At 42.9% G+C, this 12,413-nt stretch carries 18 protein-coding genes; 3 read left to right on the forward strand and 15 right to left on the reverse strand.

Going from position 1 to position 12,413, the window contains the following annotated elements; translation table 11 throughout:
- Window positions 1-7 precede the first annotated feature (7 nt).
- From AC2EXB_RS10555 to AC2EXB_RS10595, 9 genes are all read right to left on the reverse strand, one after another.
- On the reverse strand, window positions 8-166 hold the full coding sequence (locus AC2EXB_RS10555) for a hypothetical protein (RefSeq protein WP_238942781.1): 159 nt from the start codon (window positions 164-166) through the stop codon (window positions 8-10).
- Window positions 166-1,062, reverse strand: a complete 897-nt coding sequence (locus tag AC2EXB_RS10560; protein ID WP_483601316.1) for a macrolide 2'-phosphotransferase — start codon at window positions 1,060-1,062, stop codon at window positions 166-168. The genes AC2EXB_RS10555 and AC2EXB_RS10560 overlap by 1 nt, the downstream gene beginning before the upstream one ends.
- A 361-nt stretch (window positions 1,063-1,423) precedes the next feature.
- Window positions 1,424-1,468 carry an erythromycin resistance leader peptide gene (locus AC2EXB_RS10565; protein ID WP_203334236.1) on the reverse strand — a complete coding sequence of 15 codons (45 nt, stop codon included), beginning with the start codon at window positions 1,466-1,468 and terminating at the stop codon, window positions 1,424-1,426.
- A gap of 343 nt (window positions 1,469-1,811) precedes the next feature.
- Window positions 1,812-2,462 carry a vWA domain-containing protein gene (locus tag AC2EXB_RS10570; protein ID WP_483601317.1) on the reverse strand — a complete coding sequence of 217 codons (651 nt, stop codon included), beginning with the start codon at window positions 2,460-2,462 and terminating at the stop codon, window positions 1,812-1,814.
- A 92-nt stretch (window positions 2,463-2,554) separates the two neighbouring features.
- Window positions 2,555-3,553, reverse strand: a complete 999-nt coding sequence (locus AC2EXB_RS10575; RefSeq protein WP_483601318.1) for a macro domain-containing protein — start codon at window positions 3,551-3,553, stop codon at window positions 2,555-2,557.
- Window positions 3,554-3,607: 54 nt separating this feature from the next.
- Complete coding sequence (locus tag AC2EXB_RS10580; protein WP_483601319.1) at window positions 3,608-4,120, reverse strand: glycosyltransferase; 513 nt, start codon at window positions 4,118-4,120, stop codon at window positions 3,608-3,610.
- A complete protein-coding gene (locus AC2EXB_RS10585; RefSeq protein WP_483601320.1) occupies window positions 4,090-4,830 on the reverse strand; it encodes a glycosyltransferase family 4 protein in 741 nt (246 codons plus the stop codon). Before AC2EXB_RS10585 ends, AC2EXB_RS10580 begins: the two co-directional genes overlap by 31 nt.
- A 130-nt stretch (window positions 4,831-4,960) precedes the next feature.
- Complete coding sequence (locus AC2EXB_RS10590) at window positions 4,961-5,950, reverse strand: bile acid:sodium symporter family protein (protein WP_483601321.1); 990 nt, start codon at window positions 5,948-5,950, stop codon at window positions 4,961-4,963.
- On the reverse strand, window positions 5,947-7,323 hold the full coding sequence (locus tag AC2EXB_RS10595) for an FAD-binding oxidoreductase (protein ID WP_483604739.1): 1,377 nt from the start codon (window positions 7,321-7,323) through the stop codon (window positions 5,947-5,949). Before AC2EXB_RS10595 ends, AC2EXB_RS10590 begins: the two co-directional genes overlap by 4 nt.
- A 202-nt stretch (window positions 7,324-7,525) precedes the next feature.
- On the opposite strand from AC2EXB_RS10595, the gene AC2EXB_RS10600 reads away from it, so the two are divergent.
- Window positions 7,526-8,257 carry a FadR/GntR family transcriptional regulator gene (locus AC2EXB_RS10600; protein ID WP_235196283.1) on the forward strand — a complete coding sequence of 244 codons (732 nt, stop codon included), beginning with the start codon at window positions 7,526-7,528 and terminating at the stop codon, window positions 8,255-8,257.
- A 45-nt stretch (window positions 8,258-8,302) separates the two neighbouring features.
- On the opposite strand, the gene AC2EXB_RS10605 is transcribed toward AC2EXB_RS10600, so the two are convergent.
- From AC2EXB_RS10605 to AC2EXB_RS10615, 3 genes are read right to left on the reverse strand one after another with little or no spacing between them, the layout of a single operon-like run.
- Window positions 8,303-9,073, reverse strand: a complete 771-nt coding sequence (locus tag AC2EXB_RS10605; protein ID WP_483601322.1) for an SDR family oxidoreductase — start codon at window positions 9,071-9,073, stop codon at window positions 8,303-8,305.
- On the reverse strand, window positions 9,073-9,606 hold the full coding sequence (locus tag AC2EXB_RS10610; protein ID WP_483601323.1) for an NUDIX hydrolase: 534 nt from the start codon (window positions 9,604-9,606) through the stop codon (window positions 9,073-9,075). Before AC2EXB_RS10610 ends, AC2EXB_RS10605 begins: the two co-directional genes overlap by 1 nt.
- A gap of 50 nt (window positions 9,607-9,656) precedes the next feature.
- Complete coding sequence (locus tag AC2EXB_RS10615; protein WP_483601324.1) at window positions 9,657-10,094, reverse strand: GNAT family N-acetyltransferase; 438 nt, start codon at window positions 10,092-10,094, stop codon at window positions 9,657-9,659.
- 243 nt (window positions 10,095-10,337) lie between these two features.
- Here AC2EXB_RS10615 and AC2EXB_RS10620 point away from each other — a divergent pair, with 243 nt between their 5' ends.
- Together AC2EXB_RS10620 and AC2EXB_RS10625 are read left to right on the forward strand one after the other, a co-directional pair.
- Entirely contained in the window at window positions 10,338-10,532 is a 195-nt protein-coding gene (locus tag AC2EXB_RS10620; protein WP_235196288.1) for a helix-turn-helix transcriptional regulator, read from the forward strand.
- Window positions 10,533-10,534: 2 nt separating this feature from the next.
- Window positions 10,535-10,816 (forward strand): hypothetical protein, encoded by a 282-nt coding sequence (locus AC2EXB_RS10625; protein WP_483601326.1) that lies wholly within the window; start codon window positions 10,535-10,537, stop codon window positions 10,814-10,816.
- 336 nt (window positions 10,817-11,152) lie between these two features.
- On the opposite strand, the gene AC2EXB_RS10630 is transcribed toward AC2EXB_RS10625, so the two are convergent.
- The 3 genes from AC2EXB_RS10630 to AC2EXB_RS10640 all read right to left on the reverse strand — a co-directional run bounded on the left by AC2EXB_RS10630 (window position 11,153) and on the right by AC2EXB_RS10640 (window position 12,300).
- Window positions 11,153-11,446, reverse strand: coding sequence for a DUF2087 domain-containing protein (locus tag AC2EXB_RS10630; RefSeq protein ID WP_483601328.1), 294 nt, complete (start codon window positions 11,444-11,446; stop codon window positions 11,153-11,155).
- 75 nt (window positions 11,447-11,521) lie between these two features.
- Complete coding sequence (locus tag AC2EXB_RS10635) at window positions 11,522-11,710, reverse strand: hypothetical protein (RefSeq protein ID WP_251473539.1); 189 nt, start codon at window positions 11,708-11,710, stop codon at window positions 11,522-11,524.
- Window positions 11,711-11,799: 89 nt separating this feature from the next.
- Window positions 11,800-12,300, reverse strand: a complete 501-nt coding sequence (locus AC2EXB_RS10640) for a site-2 protease family protein (protein ID WP_235199300.1) — start codon at window positions 12,298-12,300, stop codon at window positions 11,800-11,802.
- Window positions 12,301-12,413: the final 113 nt, after the last annotated feature.

Below are 12,413 nucleotides of genomic sequence, written 5' to 3' on the forward strand. Positions count from 1 at the left end.
TTTCAAGTTACCATTTACAGGTGATGGCATTAACAACAATCGAACATCCTGTAACAGCAAATAAAGCAGCTATAGTTGTTGCTTCTGCAACAATTCCTGCATTCGCAACTACACCCTTTGCGTTAAACTGATCGTTAAGCACAGCTAAACGACCAGTCCATTTCATTACATTTCGCTAGCGAGCATGTGTGCAGCTGTTTCGTGCATCTCTTGAAGGCCTGAGATTTCTGCAAATTCAGCTATAGTGATGGCGCTGGTTGTAAGAAGTTCTACAATATGCTCATCCATTCTTGACCACGTTTTTCCACCGGCATTTTCATAAGCATTGATTAACTTTGTTAGTCCATCATTCCCAAAAAGAAGGTGATGGGACAGGAAATCGACAGATACATCAGCAATTCCTACTTCTGTCCAGTCAATTAAGCCCCTTACTTGATAGTTTTTATTAATAAGGATATGACCCGGATGTATGTCCCCGTGTTTCACTCCTACATGGGAGGGCCAAAAAGAGTCTTCGGCAAGCCATGCTTGCCAACGGTCCCATAAAGCTGGATTGATTTCGTATTGTTTCTTTACCCGTTCCATTCGCTGTTTCAAGGAAGTTCTTAACTCATCGGCACGAAGGGTTTCAACCCCGATATGTTTGAATTCTTCCTGAGGCAATGCGTGTAAATCTGCTAGGACTTTGCCTAGTGATTGATAATACGCAGGTGGAACATTGGTTTCATCAAAACTCCAAACATAGTTCTGTTGCTCCACATCAATCGTCGCTGCAGGAATGCCCTTTAGTTGCTTATAAGCAACTAAATCTTCAGAGAAGATAGACCAATTCGGAACTTGAAAGCTCGCTTGTTGGTGAAGGATATCTAACGCTTTTTTCTCTTGGCCTGCATATCTCATTGACTCAGGTCTACGCGGAATTCTTAAAATCCATTTATCTCCATGTTGATCTTTGGCGTGGACTACTTGAAAGTCAACACCCGACTCATTGATTTTGATGCTGCTTTCTACAATATCCAATCCTCTATCCGCTGCTAATTGTTTAAGTTTAAGTGTATTCAAGTTTATTTCCTCCAATTGTTTATTCTAATGAATTTGTTTGATTCTATTTTCTTGTATTCTCTCCATGATCTGCCGCACATTTGACAAACTCATGGTGATTCCAGAAAATAAAAAAACTCACAGACGGCTTGTCTGTGAGTAAAAGGGATATTACTAATCAATTAATATCAGGTAAATAAAGATAGATTTCATACAAACTCCTTTAAAATCCTTGTTGAAGAAAGAAAACTACAGAATTATAAAAGGTAGAGTTGTACCTCTTCTTTAACTATTTTAATTTTATAGAGTGAAGATTATTAAAAAAGGACAGACTTATCCCGTTTACTCTGATTTCACAAACAGAGCCTTTGAACGTATTCAATTACTGATTCAAAGTCGGGAAACGAAGTTTCATTGAGTGTGTCATTTTTTAATAATCCTCCTTATCGAATAAGCGTACATTCATCATTGTAAATTACTAAATAAAGTTTGTCAAAAGAGTTGGCTTGTTCCATCTTCCTGGAATTCATTTATAGAAATTAATGATTTCATAGGAGTTTAAAGTTCTACTTGATGCACCAATTATTTCTACACATAAATTGACTAAGGAATATAAATGCATTTCTAATTAATTAGCGTTCGTAAAAGTACACGTTCCCGAACGCTTTAAAAATCCTTGAAATCAACAAAAAGAACGTTCGTAAACGTGTCAAAACACTTTACGAACGTTCACTTTGTGAAACATACTTTTACGAACAGTTTTCATGAATTCACCGTCTGCTGCGCTTGCTAAAGTCAGCTTCGATGTCCTTCTTCCAGTTCTGGTCCAGTTTTCTTCCTTGTCGGAATGAACTGACGGTTTCGTTCAATACGCGGTAATTCAGTTCCGTTCCTTTATCATCGGCGTGGTAATTCACGGCCCGGTCTTCACTGATCCCGAAGTTTTTAGCGGTCGCGACTGCGTCGATGTTGGCACCGAGGAAGATAAATTCCCATCCGAACTTCTCTTTTTGGAAAGAGAGCATTTTTCTTATTTTTGTGTAGTCGTATTCACAGCTGGCATTTTCCATGCCGTCTGTCGTGATCACAAACATCACTTTTTCCGCTTGTTCTTCCTGGCTTGTCCGTTTTTGAACATTCAACAGCTTTTGGATGGCTGAACCGACAGCATCCAGTAAAGCGGTCGTGCCGCCGACTTCATACTCTTTTTCCGTTAATGGGGCAATCCCCGAGATTGCAATGCGGTCATGCAGCAACTCATACTGGTGGTTAAAGAGAATGGTGGTTATTTTTGCGTCTCCCGCTTCTTTTTTCTGCTTTTCAATTAAAGCATTAAAGCCCCCAATTGTGTCTTTTTCAAGCCCTGCCATTGAACCGCTTTTATCGAGAATAAAAACGATTTCCGTACTTCCTTTTTTCATATCGGTCTCCTCCTTAGTCTGCCTGTTCTTCACAGGTGATACCTAAAGAGTAACCTTTACCGGAAATCGTTTGGTCGCTTTTGAAGCGACAATTATGCACCAAGCAAAGGCTGGTCAAAGGCAAATAAAGCTTCGTTGATTTCATGGATGTTGTATATTTTTTGGATTATGAAATATTCAATGATGACGTCCAATTTATGGCTATGGGACAAAGCGTACCCGGCCGTTCCTAATAGTTCTGCAGTTTCCTCGAGGTCCAGTTCTAAGGCAACAGCAAATGCAAAAACGGTTTTCTTAAGCGGTGTATACCCTGGCGAGTTTCGGATCTTTGAAAATAATCGCCGATCGATATTGGCTTTTTTATAAGCTTGTGCATCGGTCATTCCTTTTTCGTCAATGAATTGAAGAAGTTTGTCCGAAAAAGTTTCTTTTATTCGGCTTAGGGCCTCTTCTAATTCCTCAACCGTTTGATGGACAGCAGTAGACCGTTCTTCGGTTGAGTAGGATACTTCTTCTAAAACACGGCGGCTTCGAGCGTATTTTAGCTGCTGTTGTTCTACGTAATTTTCGTCGATGTAATTGCGGATCGATTGAGACAGTTTTCCGCTGAAACCGAACGATGCTTTATCAAAGACGACAAGAAAAACGAGCATTTCATGGTCCGGCTTCATTAAGAAACGATGGATTTCCGAAATAGCGACTTGCAGAGCCTGTTCTTTTGGATAGCCGTAGATGCCGGAAGAAATTAACGGAAAAGCGATCGATTCACAATTTAAGGAATGGGCAAGTTCCAGCGAATTTGCGTAGCAAGACCGGAGAAGGCCTTCTTCATTTTGCTTTCCTCCGTGCCAAACCGGCCCTACCGTGTGGATGATGTATGCAGCATCTAAGTCGAAGGCCTCTGTACTGACAGCTCCACCGACCGGGCAATAGCCGATTTTGTTGCAGGCTTTTTGCAACTGGGCAACCCCCGCAGCGTTAAATATCGCACCACACACGCCGCCGCCCATTCGAAGTTCTTTGTTGGCTGCATTGACAATGGCATCTACATGCATTTTTGTGATGTCATCTCTCACAATTTCTAAAGGCATCTTCTCATCCCCCTTTCTTCTATTATAGTATCCACTTGCAATGGCCGTAAAAGTTTAATCGAAAAGCTTTTCGATTTCATGGATTTCGAGCTGCATGCGTTCTGGCCAGGAAAGCAGTTTTTCTTTCGCATAACGCCGACCATTTGCCGCTAGCACTCGAAGCAGTTCTTCGTGGTCCATCCAGTCAGCCAAACGCTCCGCAATGAACTTTTCGTCCATTTCATTGAATAAAATCGCATTAAAACCATCTTTCAATACTTTACACACGCTATTATTTTCCAACGTACAGACAGCCGTCCCAAGAGCCAGGGCTTCCAGTATCGAGTTTCCCAGATTCCCGCTTTCATTCAACGTGATATAGAGATCGGCATTTCCTATGTGGTCTATGGTTTTTTCATGATCCATTGCGTCCAGGAAAAGGATATTCTTCACCCCTTTTGCGTGGACCATTTCCATTAACCGGCTTTTTTCAGGCCCGTCTCCAATCGCTATTAGATGAGCGGTTGGCTTAAGTTCTTCTAGATAGCCCATCATTTTTACAATGCGGTCCAGCCGTTTCCAATCCACAAATCGATTGGCGGTACGGCGTCTTCAGGCAAATGCATGTTCACTGCGTAATGCTCATCCCGCTGATAGTTCAAGTATTTTTCCTTATCAGCCAGACCATTCGGCCAAAAACGGACTTTATTTTGATCGATTCCCAAACGTTCCAATACTTTATCGCCGTCCGTGCCGTCATTCGCCATGATGATCAAATCCGCATCAACTGCAGTTCCTTTAATGTAATCATGGGCTTCTTCAAATTTCGGGCTGTCCAGCAGAAGTCCGAGCTCGGTTCCTTGGAAACGGGTGACGCAAGGAACTTCTAATTTACCTGCGAGCTTTTTAGCGGCACGGGTACTGTAGATTTCATAACCATACATAAGATCCGGCTCCAGTTCAGCTGCGAGTTCCAATCCCTCCCGGTAAGCCATGCGATTCCAGAACTTCGCAAAAAACGTCGCTTCTGTCCGGTCCGCTTCCGCATGGTCTTTCACTAAATTTAGACGCTTCAAGGATTTAAATGCATCATAATACCGCGATCGCTTCACCAGGATATTCGGAAAAGGGATACTTTGTTTCGGGACATCAGTAAACGTCAGCACCGTTACATGGTAGCCTTGGTCACTAAAGCCTTTTAGCGTATTGTAGAGCGTTTGGTTTCCAGCGTTTTTATTGCCTGCACCGCCTTCGAAATTTACTAGCGGCAAACTGTTGAGCATCAAGATCTGTTTCATCAAGGTCTGCCTCCTTTTGCTCAAATCTCCCATTCTTATTTTTGTTTTCCCGAAATTTAAGGCTGCATTCATAAAAAAAGCTTATCTTGAATTCCGGCTTGGCCAGATGTCAAGATAAGCGCTAAGGATCTTATTTATCAAGAGTTGCTTTGGGTGCGGTTTGAAGATTTTTTACTCGATCTGCTTCAATGGCAGCTGCCGGTTTCTTCGACCAGATGGTTGCAAGAATCGGACCGGAAATATTATGCCAAATCGCCCCCCAGACGCTTGGAAGTGCTGCAAGTGGACTGAAATGCGCTGTAGCTAAAGCAACGCCGAGTCCGGAATTTTGCATCCCGACTTCCAATGAAATGGCACGTCGGTCGGTTTCGTTCAACCCTAGTGCCAAAGCGGTCAAATACCCTAAAAGCAATCCGAAGCCGTTATGAAGGAATACGGCAAAAAAGACGACGGCTCCTGAACTGACGACATTCCCAGCATTGGCAGCCGTCACTGCAGAAACGATAATTAGAATCGCCAGTACAGAAATCAGTGGAACGATGGTGATGCTTTTTTCAACTGCTTTTGGCAAGAAGCGCTGAACCATGAAACCTAAAGCAATCGGGATGATGATCACTTGAATAATGGACATGAACATCGAAACCGGATCAACAGGCAGCCATTGCCCTGCTAGAAGCAGCAGCAATAGCGGTGTCATGATCGGTGCAAGCAAAGTAGAAAGTGAAGTCATCGCAACGGACAACGCCAGATTTCCTTTTGCTAAATAGACCATTACGTTTGAAGCGGTTCCGCCCGGTACACAACCAAGGAGTACTAATCCCGCCGCAAGTTCCGGTGGAAGGTTTAACACTTTCGCAATGGCAAAGGCAGCGAGCGGCATGATGATGAACTGGGCAGCTACTCCAATGATAACGGGAAGCGGCCGGGTCAAGACAATTTTAAAATCGACCGGCTTCAACGTTAAGCCCATACCGAACATGACAATTCCAAGCAATATGGTGATGTATGCCCCGAGCGGAAGAAACGGATCTGGGAGTAAAAATGCGATCAGGGCGATTAGGATAACCCAAACCGCAAAATATTTCCCGGCAAAAGTACTGATGGATTCTAAAACTTTCATTGGACCGCTCCTCTCGTTTCTTGCTTGATTAGTTTATTTGGATTTAACCGGTTGTCCGGGTCCAAGGCAATTTTGATGCGTTCCATGACGAGCAGTGCAGCCCCGTGTTCTTGCTGTTGGTATTTTTGTTTGCCGATGCCAACACCGTGTTCGCCGGTGCATGTGCCGCCGCGCTCTAAAGCATACAAAACAATTTGTTCATTCAGCAATTGCGCTTTTGCCACTTCATCTGGATCATTCATATCCATCATCAACAAGACATGGAAATTCCCGTCTCCGACGTGCCCGACAATGCCGCCGACCATCCCGAGCGCAAATACTTTCTTGCGGGCATCGGCTACTGCGCCTGCCAGTTCCGAAATGGGAAGACATACATCCGTCACCATCATCTTTTTCCCTGGATTCCCGTGGATAAAGGCATAAGCCAAATTATGGCGTGCTTCCCAAAGCCGGTTGCGGCCTGCATTGTCCGTTTCAAACTCGATGCTTTCGCAATGGTGACCCTCGACAATTTCGTTCATGAACGCGATGTCTTGTTTTAACCCTGCTTCATTGCCATGGAACTCGAGGAATAAGGTCGGCTTTTCGGCATAATCCGTTTCACTGAACAGATTTACTTGCCGAATCGAGACTTCATCGACCAGTTCCACTCTCGCAATTGGAATTCCTGCCTGTAAAATCGAGACGACTGCTTCTACCGCGTCTTTGACCGTTGGAAAAGATGCACGGGCAGCCGACACATGCTCTGGAATTCCGTAGACTTTCAATGTCAATTCCGTAAAGCAGCCAAGCGTGCCTTCCGATCCGGTAAATAAACCGTTTAAATGCAATCCAGACGAGGACTTGGCGGCCTTGTTGCCAGTATGGATGACTGTTCCATCAGCCAAAACAACTTCCAAATCCCGGACCTGGTCACGCATGACACCGTACTTGACTGAAGTCGTCCCACTGGCATTGGTCGCTGCCATTCCACCTAGTGTTGCATCTGCTCCAGGATCAACCGGGAAGAACAATCCGTATTTCTTTAATTCTTTATTCAGCTGGGAACGCGTGACCCCCGGTTGAACTTTCACTAAAAAATCATTTTCGAGCACTTCCAAAACCTGATTCATCCCCGAAAAATCGATTGTGATGCCGCCTTTATCTGGAATCACATGCCCTTCCAGGCTTGAACCGAGTCCAAAAGGAACGATTGGGACTTGCAGATTTTTTGAAATTCCCATTATGTTTACGACGTCTTCAGTCGTTTCCGGAAATACAACGATATCCGGCAATTTCTGCTGGTGGTAAGATTCATCCCTTCCGTGCAATTCCCGGACGGTTTCATTAATCGTGATTTGGTCTTCTCTTAACTTCGTATGTAAAGCATCCATGACCTGTTCAATTTCTTGAATTAGCATTACCGCTCAACCCCTTACTTGTCTGTAAAAATATATTCGTTGCAATTGGTCCGACCAATAAAATTTATTATACCGATTAATCTGAATTTTTCAATGATTATTTTAATTTATTGATTATTATTTTAGAAGTTGATAAGGTAGAAGAACTAAAGGTTCAAAAAGAGGAGCGAAATGCATGGGTTCTGGAAAGAAAAAAACTTCGCAGATTATTGCGGAAAAAATTGAAGAATTCTTTTTGAAAGGCGACTTGCAGCCTGGTTCAAAATTGCCGTCAGAACGTGAACTTGCGAGCCGGTTCGGCGTAAGCCGCTCTTCTGTACGTGAAGCGCTGCAGCAGCTTGAATTGACCGGTGCAATCATTATTCGCCAAGGCGGAGGAAGCTATATCAATACGAGCGAAGTCGAAAAAGTCAGCCAGCTCCTTTCCGACTCCATCGTAGAAGCGGAAAGCCATCTCGTTGTGGATATGCTCGAGCTTCGGCGCGCTCTCGAAATCGAAGCCATATCGCTTGCTTCTGTTCGAGCAGTTCCGGCTGATTTAGCCAAAATTAAACAAGCACTCGATGAGATGAAGAGCTCACTGTACGATGCTGAAAAAGGGATCAAAGCGGATTTGCATTTTCATCAGCGGATTGTCGAAGCTTCCCATAACCCGCTATTGATCAATCTCGTTCAGTCTTTAGCGGAAAAAATGGAAGATTCCATCCGCGCGACCCGAACTCACCGGTTTATGGATGTAGACCGCTATGAAGATACTTTTATCGAACATGCGGAATTATTTGAAGCCATTTCCATCCGGAATTCGGTTCTTGCTAAAGAGCGGATGGAAAAGCATATCACGCGCATTTTGGATGAGCTGGATTTGCCGGACCATCCTTTAAACAGTTATCCGAATAATGTCGGCTAAACAACAAAACGCCTGCTGGAGTGCCAGCAGGCGTTTTGTGTCGGTTTACCGGATAAATCCGCCTTCCGAATGAATGATCTGTCCTGTAATCCATTCCGCATCGGGACTTGCGAGAAACTGGACCAATTTGGCCGCATCATGAGGTTTGCCGAGTCTGCCAAAAGGAAACCGCTCTTTTAAGTGCTCTTTCAAGTTTTCGTCCATCCAGCCCGTGTCCGTCGGTCCTGGATTGATAGCATTGACTGTGATGCCAAGAGCTGCAGTTTCCGCCGCCAACGTAATGGTCATGGCATCTATCGCTCCTTTTGTCGTGGCATAGGCCAGTTCACCTGGCATTGCCCCTTGAAACTGGCCGGAACTAAGATTGATGATGCGCCCGCCTGTTTTTTTCTTAAAAGACTTAGCGAATTGACTGCATAAAAGTGCCGTTCCCCGTATATTCACTGCGTAATGGCGGTCCCATACTTCAGCGGTCAACTCGGTAAAATGGCCGGTAGTTGAGTAAGCGGCGTTGTTGATTAAAATATCAGGAGAACCCATTTCACGAACAACCGTCTCTATTAAAATGGCCGGTGTATCCGGCTGCGCTAGATCCAACTCCAGCGCTTTCGCTTTTACCCCGATTTTTTTCAGTTCCTCTAGCAGCCTCTGCGGCTCATTCGCTTCGATTCCCCAAGGCATTTCCTGATCATAAGCTGTCCAATAAGTAAAAAACAGATCGCAGCCATTTCTGGCAAGTTCCAGGCAGATGGCTGCACCGATTCCATCGAGTCGGCTCGCACCAGTCACGATCGCTGTTTTTCCTTTGAGTTTCATTAAATCACCACTTCCGAATTCTGTTGGCGCAAGTATGGCATAATCTGGTGCCGATTCACCTGGAACCGGTCCCAGATCCTTGATACGACAAGCCCTTGTTGAACCATTTCTTCAAACTCCGCCATAGTCACCAGTTTTGCGCCACAAACTTCACCGCGCTGCAAGATTAGGTCTTCAGGTTGAATCGCTGGCTTTCTTTTCCATACGTAGCTATCCAAGAAATAATTGCCGTATTTCATTTCCCCAAGCAGTTGCAGCTCTTCTTCCCCCGCAACAAGCCCTGTCTCTTCCTCGAGTTCACGCACTGCTCCTTGTATGCTCGATTCACCTGCGGTCACGGAGCCTCCGGTCGTTTCCCAAAGGAGCGGATACGTTTTTGCCGCATCCCTTTGAGTCAAGAGAATTCGGCCATCCGCGTTCACGGTTAAAATTTCCACGACCACATGATATTCTCCTGACTGCTGTGCTTTTCCCCTTGTATGTAATTTACCTATCGGTTTTCTCCGCTCATCTACTAAATCCCAAACTTCCATCCTAATCTCCTTTTTCTATGGTTTCCTTACTAATAGGTGAGTGGCTTCATCTATAGTTTCAAGCTCATGGAAACAGTTCTCGTTTTGATTCCCAGATGTTCATATAGTTTCACCGCTGGATTATCGGCTTTCGCACTAAGGCGCACTTCCGTATAGCCTTCTTGTTGAAAATAGGTGAAAGCTGCCTCCATTAAAGATTTGGAATATCCTTTCCCTCTGAATTCCTTTAACACAAATAATTCATAGATAAAACCATTTCTTATTTCAGTGAATGGGTCCTTGCTTGTCCCCAAGAGAATCCACCCCAAAAGCTGTTCTCCTTCTGCCGCCGCTAAGTAAAAGCATCCCTTATCCAACAACGGCTGCATAAACAGTTTGATTTTCTCATCAGTGGGCATGACCTCTCCCATCGTGCCATCGTATATGGCTTGAGGTGAGAGCGATAGGATCGTTTCCATTAGAATATCATTCGGTTTCTTTATCTCCATTTTATTCCCCCCTTATAGTCGCTGGTTTGCGTTTTTTCACTTATTAAATATACCAAATAAAACCAAGATATAATATTCCAACTAAACTATCTTTCTGGCAAAACTACTTAGTCTACTCTTTTCTGATTGACTGATCATGTCCTATTTACCTCTTAATGCAACGGTCAAGTTGACATTTCAATGAATTGATGTAATATATAAATTACACATGTAAGATATATATTGCAAAGTGCAGGTGAAGAGATGAAAAACAGAGTGAAGTATACACGGATGGAATTGGCAATTACTCAAGAGCAGCTGGCTAAGCGGGTCGGTGCAACGAGGCAAACCATTGGATTAATTGAGAAAGGGGAATACAATCCCAGCCTTCATCTTTGCATAGCGATATCGAAAGAGCTGGGGAAAACACTGGACGAATTATTTTGGGAGGTCGATTGATCATGAAAACGTGGATATCCTTTTTATTGCCGGAAGACGAATATAAGGAGAAAAAGATTTTGCACTTTTTCGCAGAAGGAGCGATCCTTCTTTTCTTAGCCCTTATTGTTTCGCTCATTTGCAGCCGATTTATCAATTTTGATACGGAAACGATCTTATTCCTCCATATCGCATTATTCGCAGTTTATGTTTTGGCAGATATGTCCTGTCCGGAATTGAATTCACCGCTATCGCAACGGAACGGAACGGGAGTACAAGAAAGAACGGAAAGTCATTGTCATTAAATCAGCCGGTTTTGTCGTCATCTTTATCTTCGGCTATTCGTTTTTAAGTGGATTCCCTAGCAGCCTCAGTGAATGGCTAAACATCTTAGCATTTCCATTATTAGCAGGGATGTTCCTGTTTTTCATCAACTATATTTCTTTGAAACGTTCCTATCATAAAAACAAAGAATTGGCTTAAATGGTAAAGGCGTTTAACTAAAAAAACCTTCAGGACAGTATCCAAAAGATATCGTCTTGAAGGTTTTACGTATTTAAGCCTCTTTTTTTCTATTAAAGAAGAATTGTTTTTAATAAGACTGAGAAACTGATACTTCGCCATTTTGAAGCATCGAAGCGTTATTCTTTCAGCCAGTAGGAAGAGCCGTCTTTGTTCCGATCCAAAAATCCGGATTCGATCAAATATCTTCGGATTGATACATAATCGTGGTACACCTTCTTTAAAATTTCATTCATTTCTTTTTCCGCATACTTCCGATTAGGCTCGAACTGCTCAGCAATAAACTCCAATAGAATCAGCTTCTTTTTTTCCTTGCTTGGAAAAACTTCAATACGGTTAGTGAAATCACCTTTGAAATAGTTCGCTAAAACTTTTTCTTTTTGTTCAGCCGTCATTTCAATATTTGAATTCATTCCCATTACTCCTTTTGAAAAAAATTTCATTACGGCAGTAATTTTGGCGATTAAGAAAATTATTCTGTAAGCAAATTATAATGCAAACATCCAAGTTATACTAAATGTAATATAGACAGCCGAAAGCGTCATCCAAAACGTGTTCGCAGAGGTATCTACATACTTATCTTTCTTTGCTTTTTTAATGATTGCTACTAAATTCAGGCAAAAAACGATAGCTAAAATTGGGTTTAAAAATAACCCTGCTTGAATCAGGAATTCCATATTGCCACCCCTCACTTGTGAATGCGATACGAAAGCCGCAATACTCTTCCTCTGCGGAATTGAATGTAAAGCTTATTTAATCCAATCGATTAAGAAACGGGGTTGCGTTGTTTCCGATTTTCTTTGATCAAGTTCATGAGCTGCAATCCGTCACTCGGTCCACCGCCTAAAAAACGGGGGTAATTAAATGGAATTAAAGGCGTAGCGAACAGAAAAAAGCTAGCGCCTGCAAGATTAATAAGAATATTGCCAGCTACACCTGGAAAATAGGCTGAAGCCATATATAGTAGGACAAAACCTATTAGTGAAGCTACTGGTCCGCCTAAAAGGAAGAAGGACCTTTGTTTAAATGACGCAAGCGGAAGTTCTTGCCAATTTGATTGTCTGCAGAATCCGTTTAGCGCTACAGTCAGATAACAGGTAATTCTCCCAAGCTTCAATTTTAACTTCTTCTCTTTGCTTGATGAACCCATAAAAATTTCTGCCTTTGCTTTTTTATTCAACAAGATTGTGGCAATGGCATGTCCCATCTCATGCATAAAAATCGCAGTAGAAAAAATCAGCAAAACTAATATGATTTCGAGTAGCATTTCCAGTACCGTCTCTCCTCTTCTTTAAATTAATTGCACTTCTATTTAAACTCAAATGCCGGATTAATATCCCATAATATATAATCGAATTTTTGAAATTATCCATTTAATTT

Source organism: Planococcus alkaliphilus, assembly GCF_057031095.1.

What these genes read in the sequence shown, in the direction of transcription:
- AC2EXB_RS10555 (WP_238942781.1), bottom strand. Translation starts at nt 166, where the DNA reads ATGAAATGGACTGGTCGTTTAGCTGTGCTTAACGATCAGTTTAACGCA.
- AC2EXB_RS10570 (WP_483601317.1), bottom strand. Translation starts at nt 2,462, where the DNA reads ATGAAAAAAGGAAGTACGGAAATCGTTTTTATTCTCGATAAAAGCGGT.
- AC2EXB_RS10575 (WP_483601318.1), bottom strand. Translation starts at nt 3,553, where the DNA reads ATGCCTTTAGAAATTGTGAGAGATGACATCACAAAAATGCATGTAGAT.
- AC2EXB_RS10585 (WP_483601320.1), bottom strand. Translation starts at nt 4,830, where the DNA reads ATGAAACAGATCTTGATGCTCAACAGTTTGCCGCTAGTAAATTTCGAA.
- AC2EXB_RS10590 (WP_483601321.1), bottom strand. Translation starts at nt 5,950, where the DNA reads ATGAAAGTTTTAGAATCCATCAGTACTTTTGCCGGGAAATATTTTGCG.
- AC2EXB_RS10595 (WP_483604739.1), bottom strand. Translation starts at nt 7,323, where the DNA reads ATGGATGCTTTACATACGAAGTTAAGAGAAGACCAAATCACGATTAAT.
- AC2EXB_RS10600 (WP_235196283.1), top strand. Translation starts at nt 7,526, where the DNA reads ATGGGTTCTGGAAAGAAAAAAACTTCGCAGATTATTGCGGAAAAAATT.
- AC2EXB_RS10605 (WP_483601322.1), bottom strand. Translation starts at nt 9,073, where the DNA reads ATGAAACTCAAAGGAAAAACAGCGATCGTGACTGGTGCGAGCCGACTC.
- AC2EXB_RS10610 (WP_483601323.1), bottom strand. Translation starts at nt 9,606, where the DNA reads ATGGAAGTTTGGGATTTAGTAGATGAGCGGAGAAAACCGATAGGTAAA.
- AC2EXB_RS10615 (WP_483601324.1), bottom strand. Translation starts at nt 10,094, where the DNA reads ATGGAGATAAAGAAACCGAATGATATTCTAATGGAAACGATCCTATCG.
- AC2EXB_RS10620 (WP_235196288.1), top strand. Translation starts at nt 10,338, where the DNA reads ATGAAAAACAGAGTGAAGTATACACGGATGGAATTGGCAATTACTCAA.
- AC2EXB_RS10625 (WP_483601326.1), top strand. Translation starts at nt 10,535, where the DNA reads ATGAAAACGTGGATATCCTTTTTATTGCCGGAAGACGAATATAAGGAG.
- AC2EXB_RS10630 (WP_483601328.1), bottom strand. Translation starts at nt 11,446, where the DNA reads ATGAATTCAAATATTGAAATGACGGCTGAACAAAAAGAAAAAGTTTTA.
- AC2EXB_RS10635 (WP_251473539.1), bottom strand. Translation starts at nt 11,710, where the DNA reads ATGGAATTCCTGATTCAAGCAGGGTTATTTTTAAACCCAATTTTAGCT.
- AC2EXB_RS10640 (WP_235199300.1), bottom strand. Translation starts at nt 12,300, where the DNA reads ATGCTACTCGAAATCATATTAGTTTTGCTGATTTTTTCTACTGCGATT.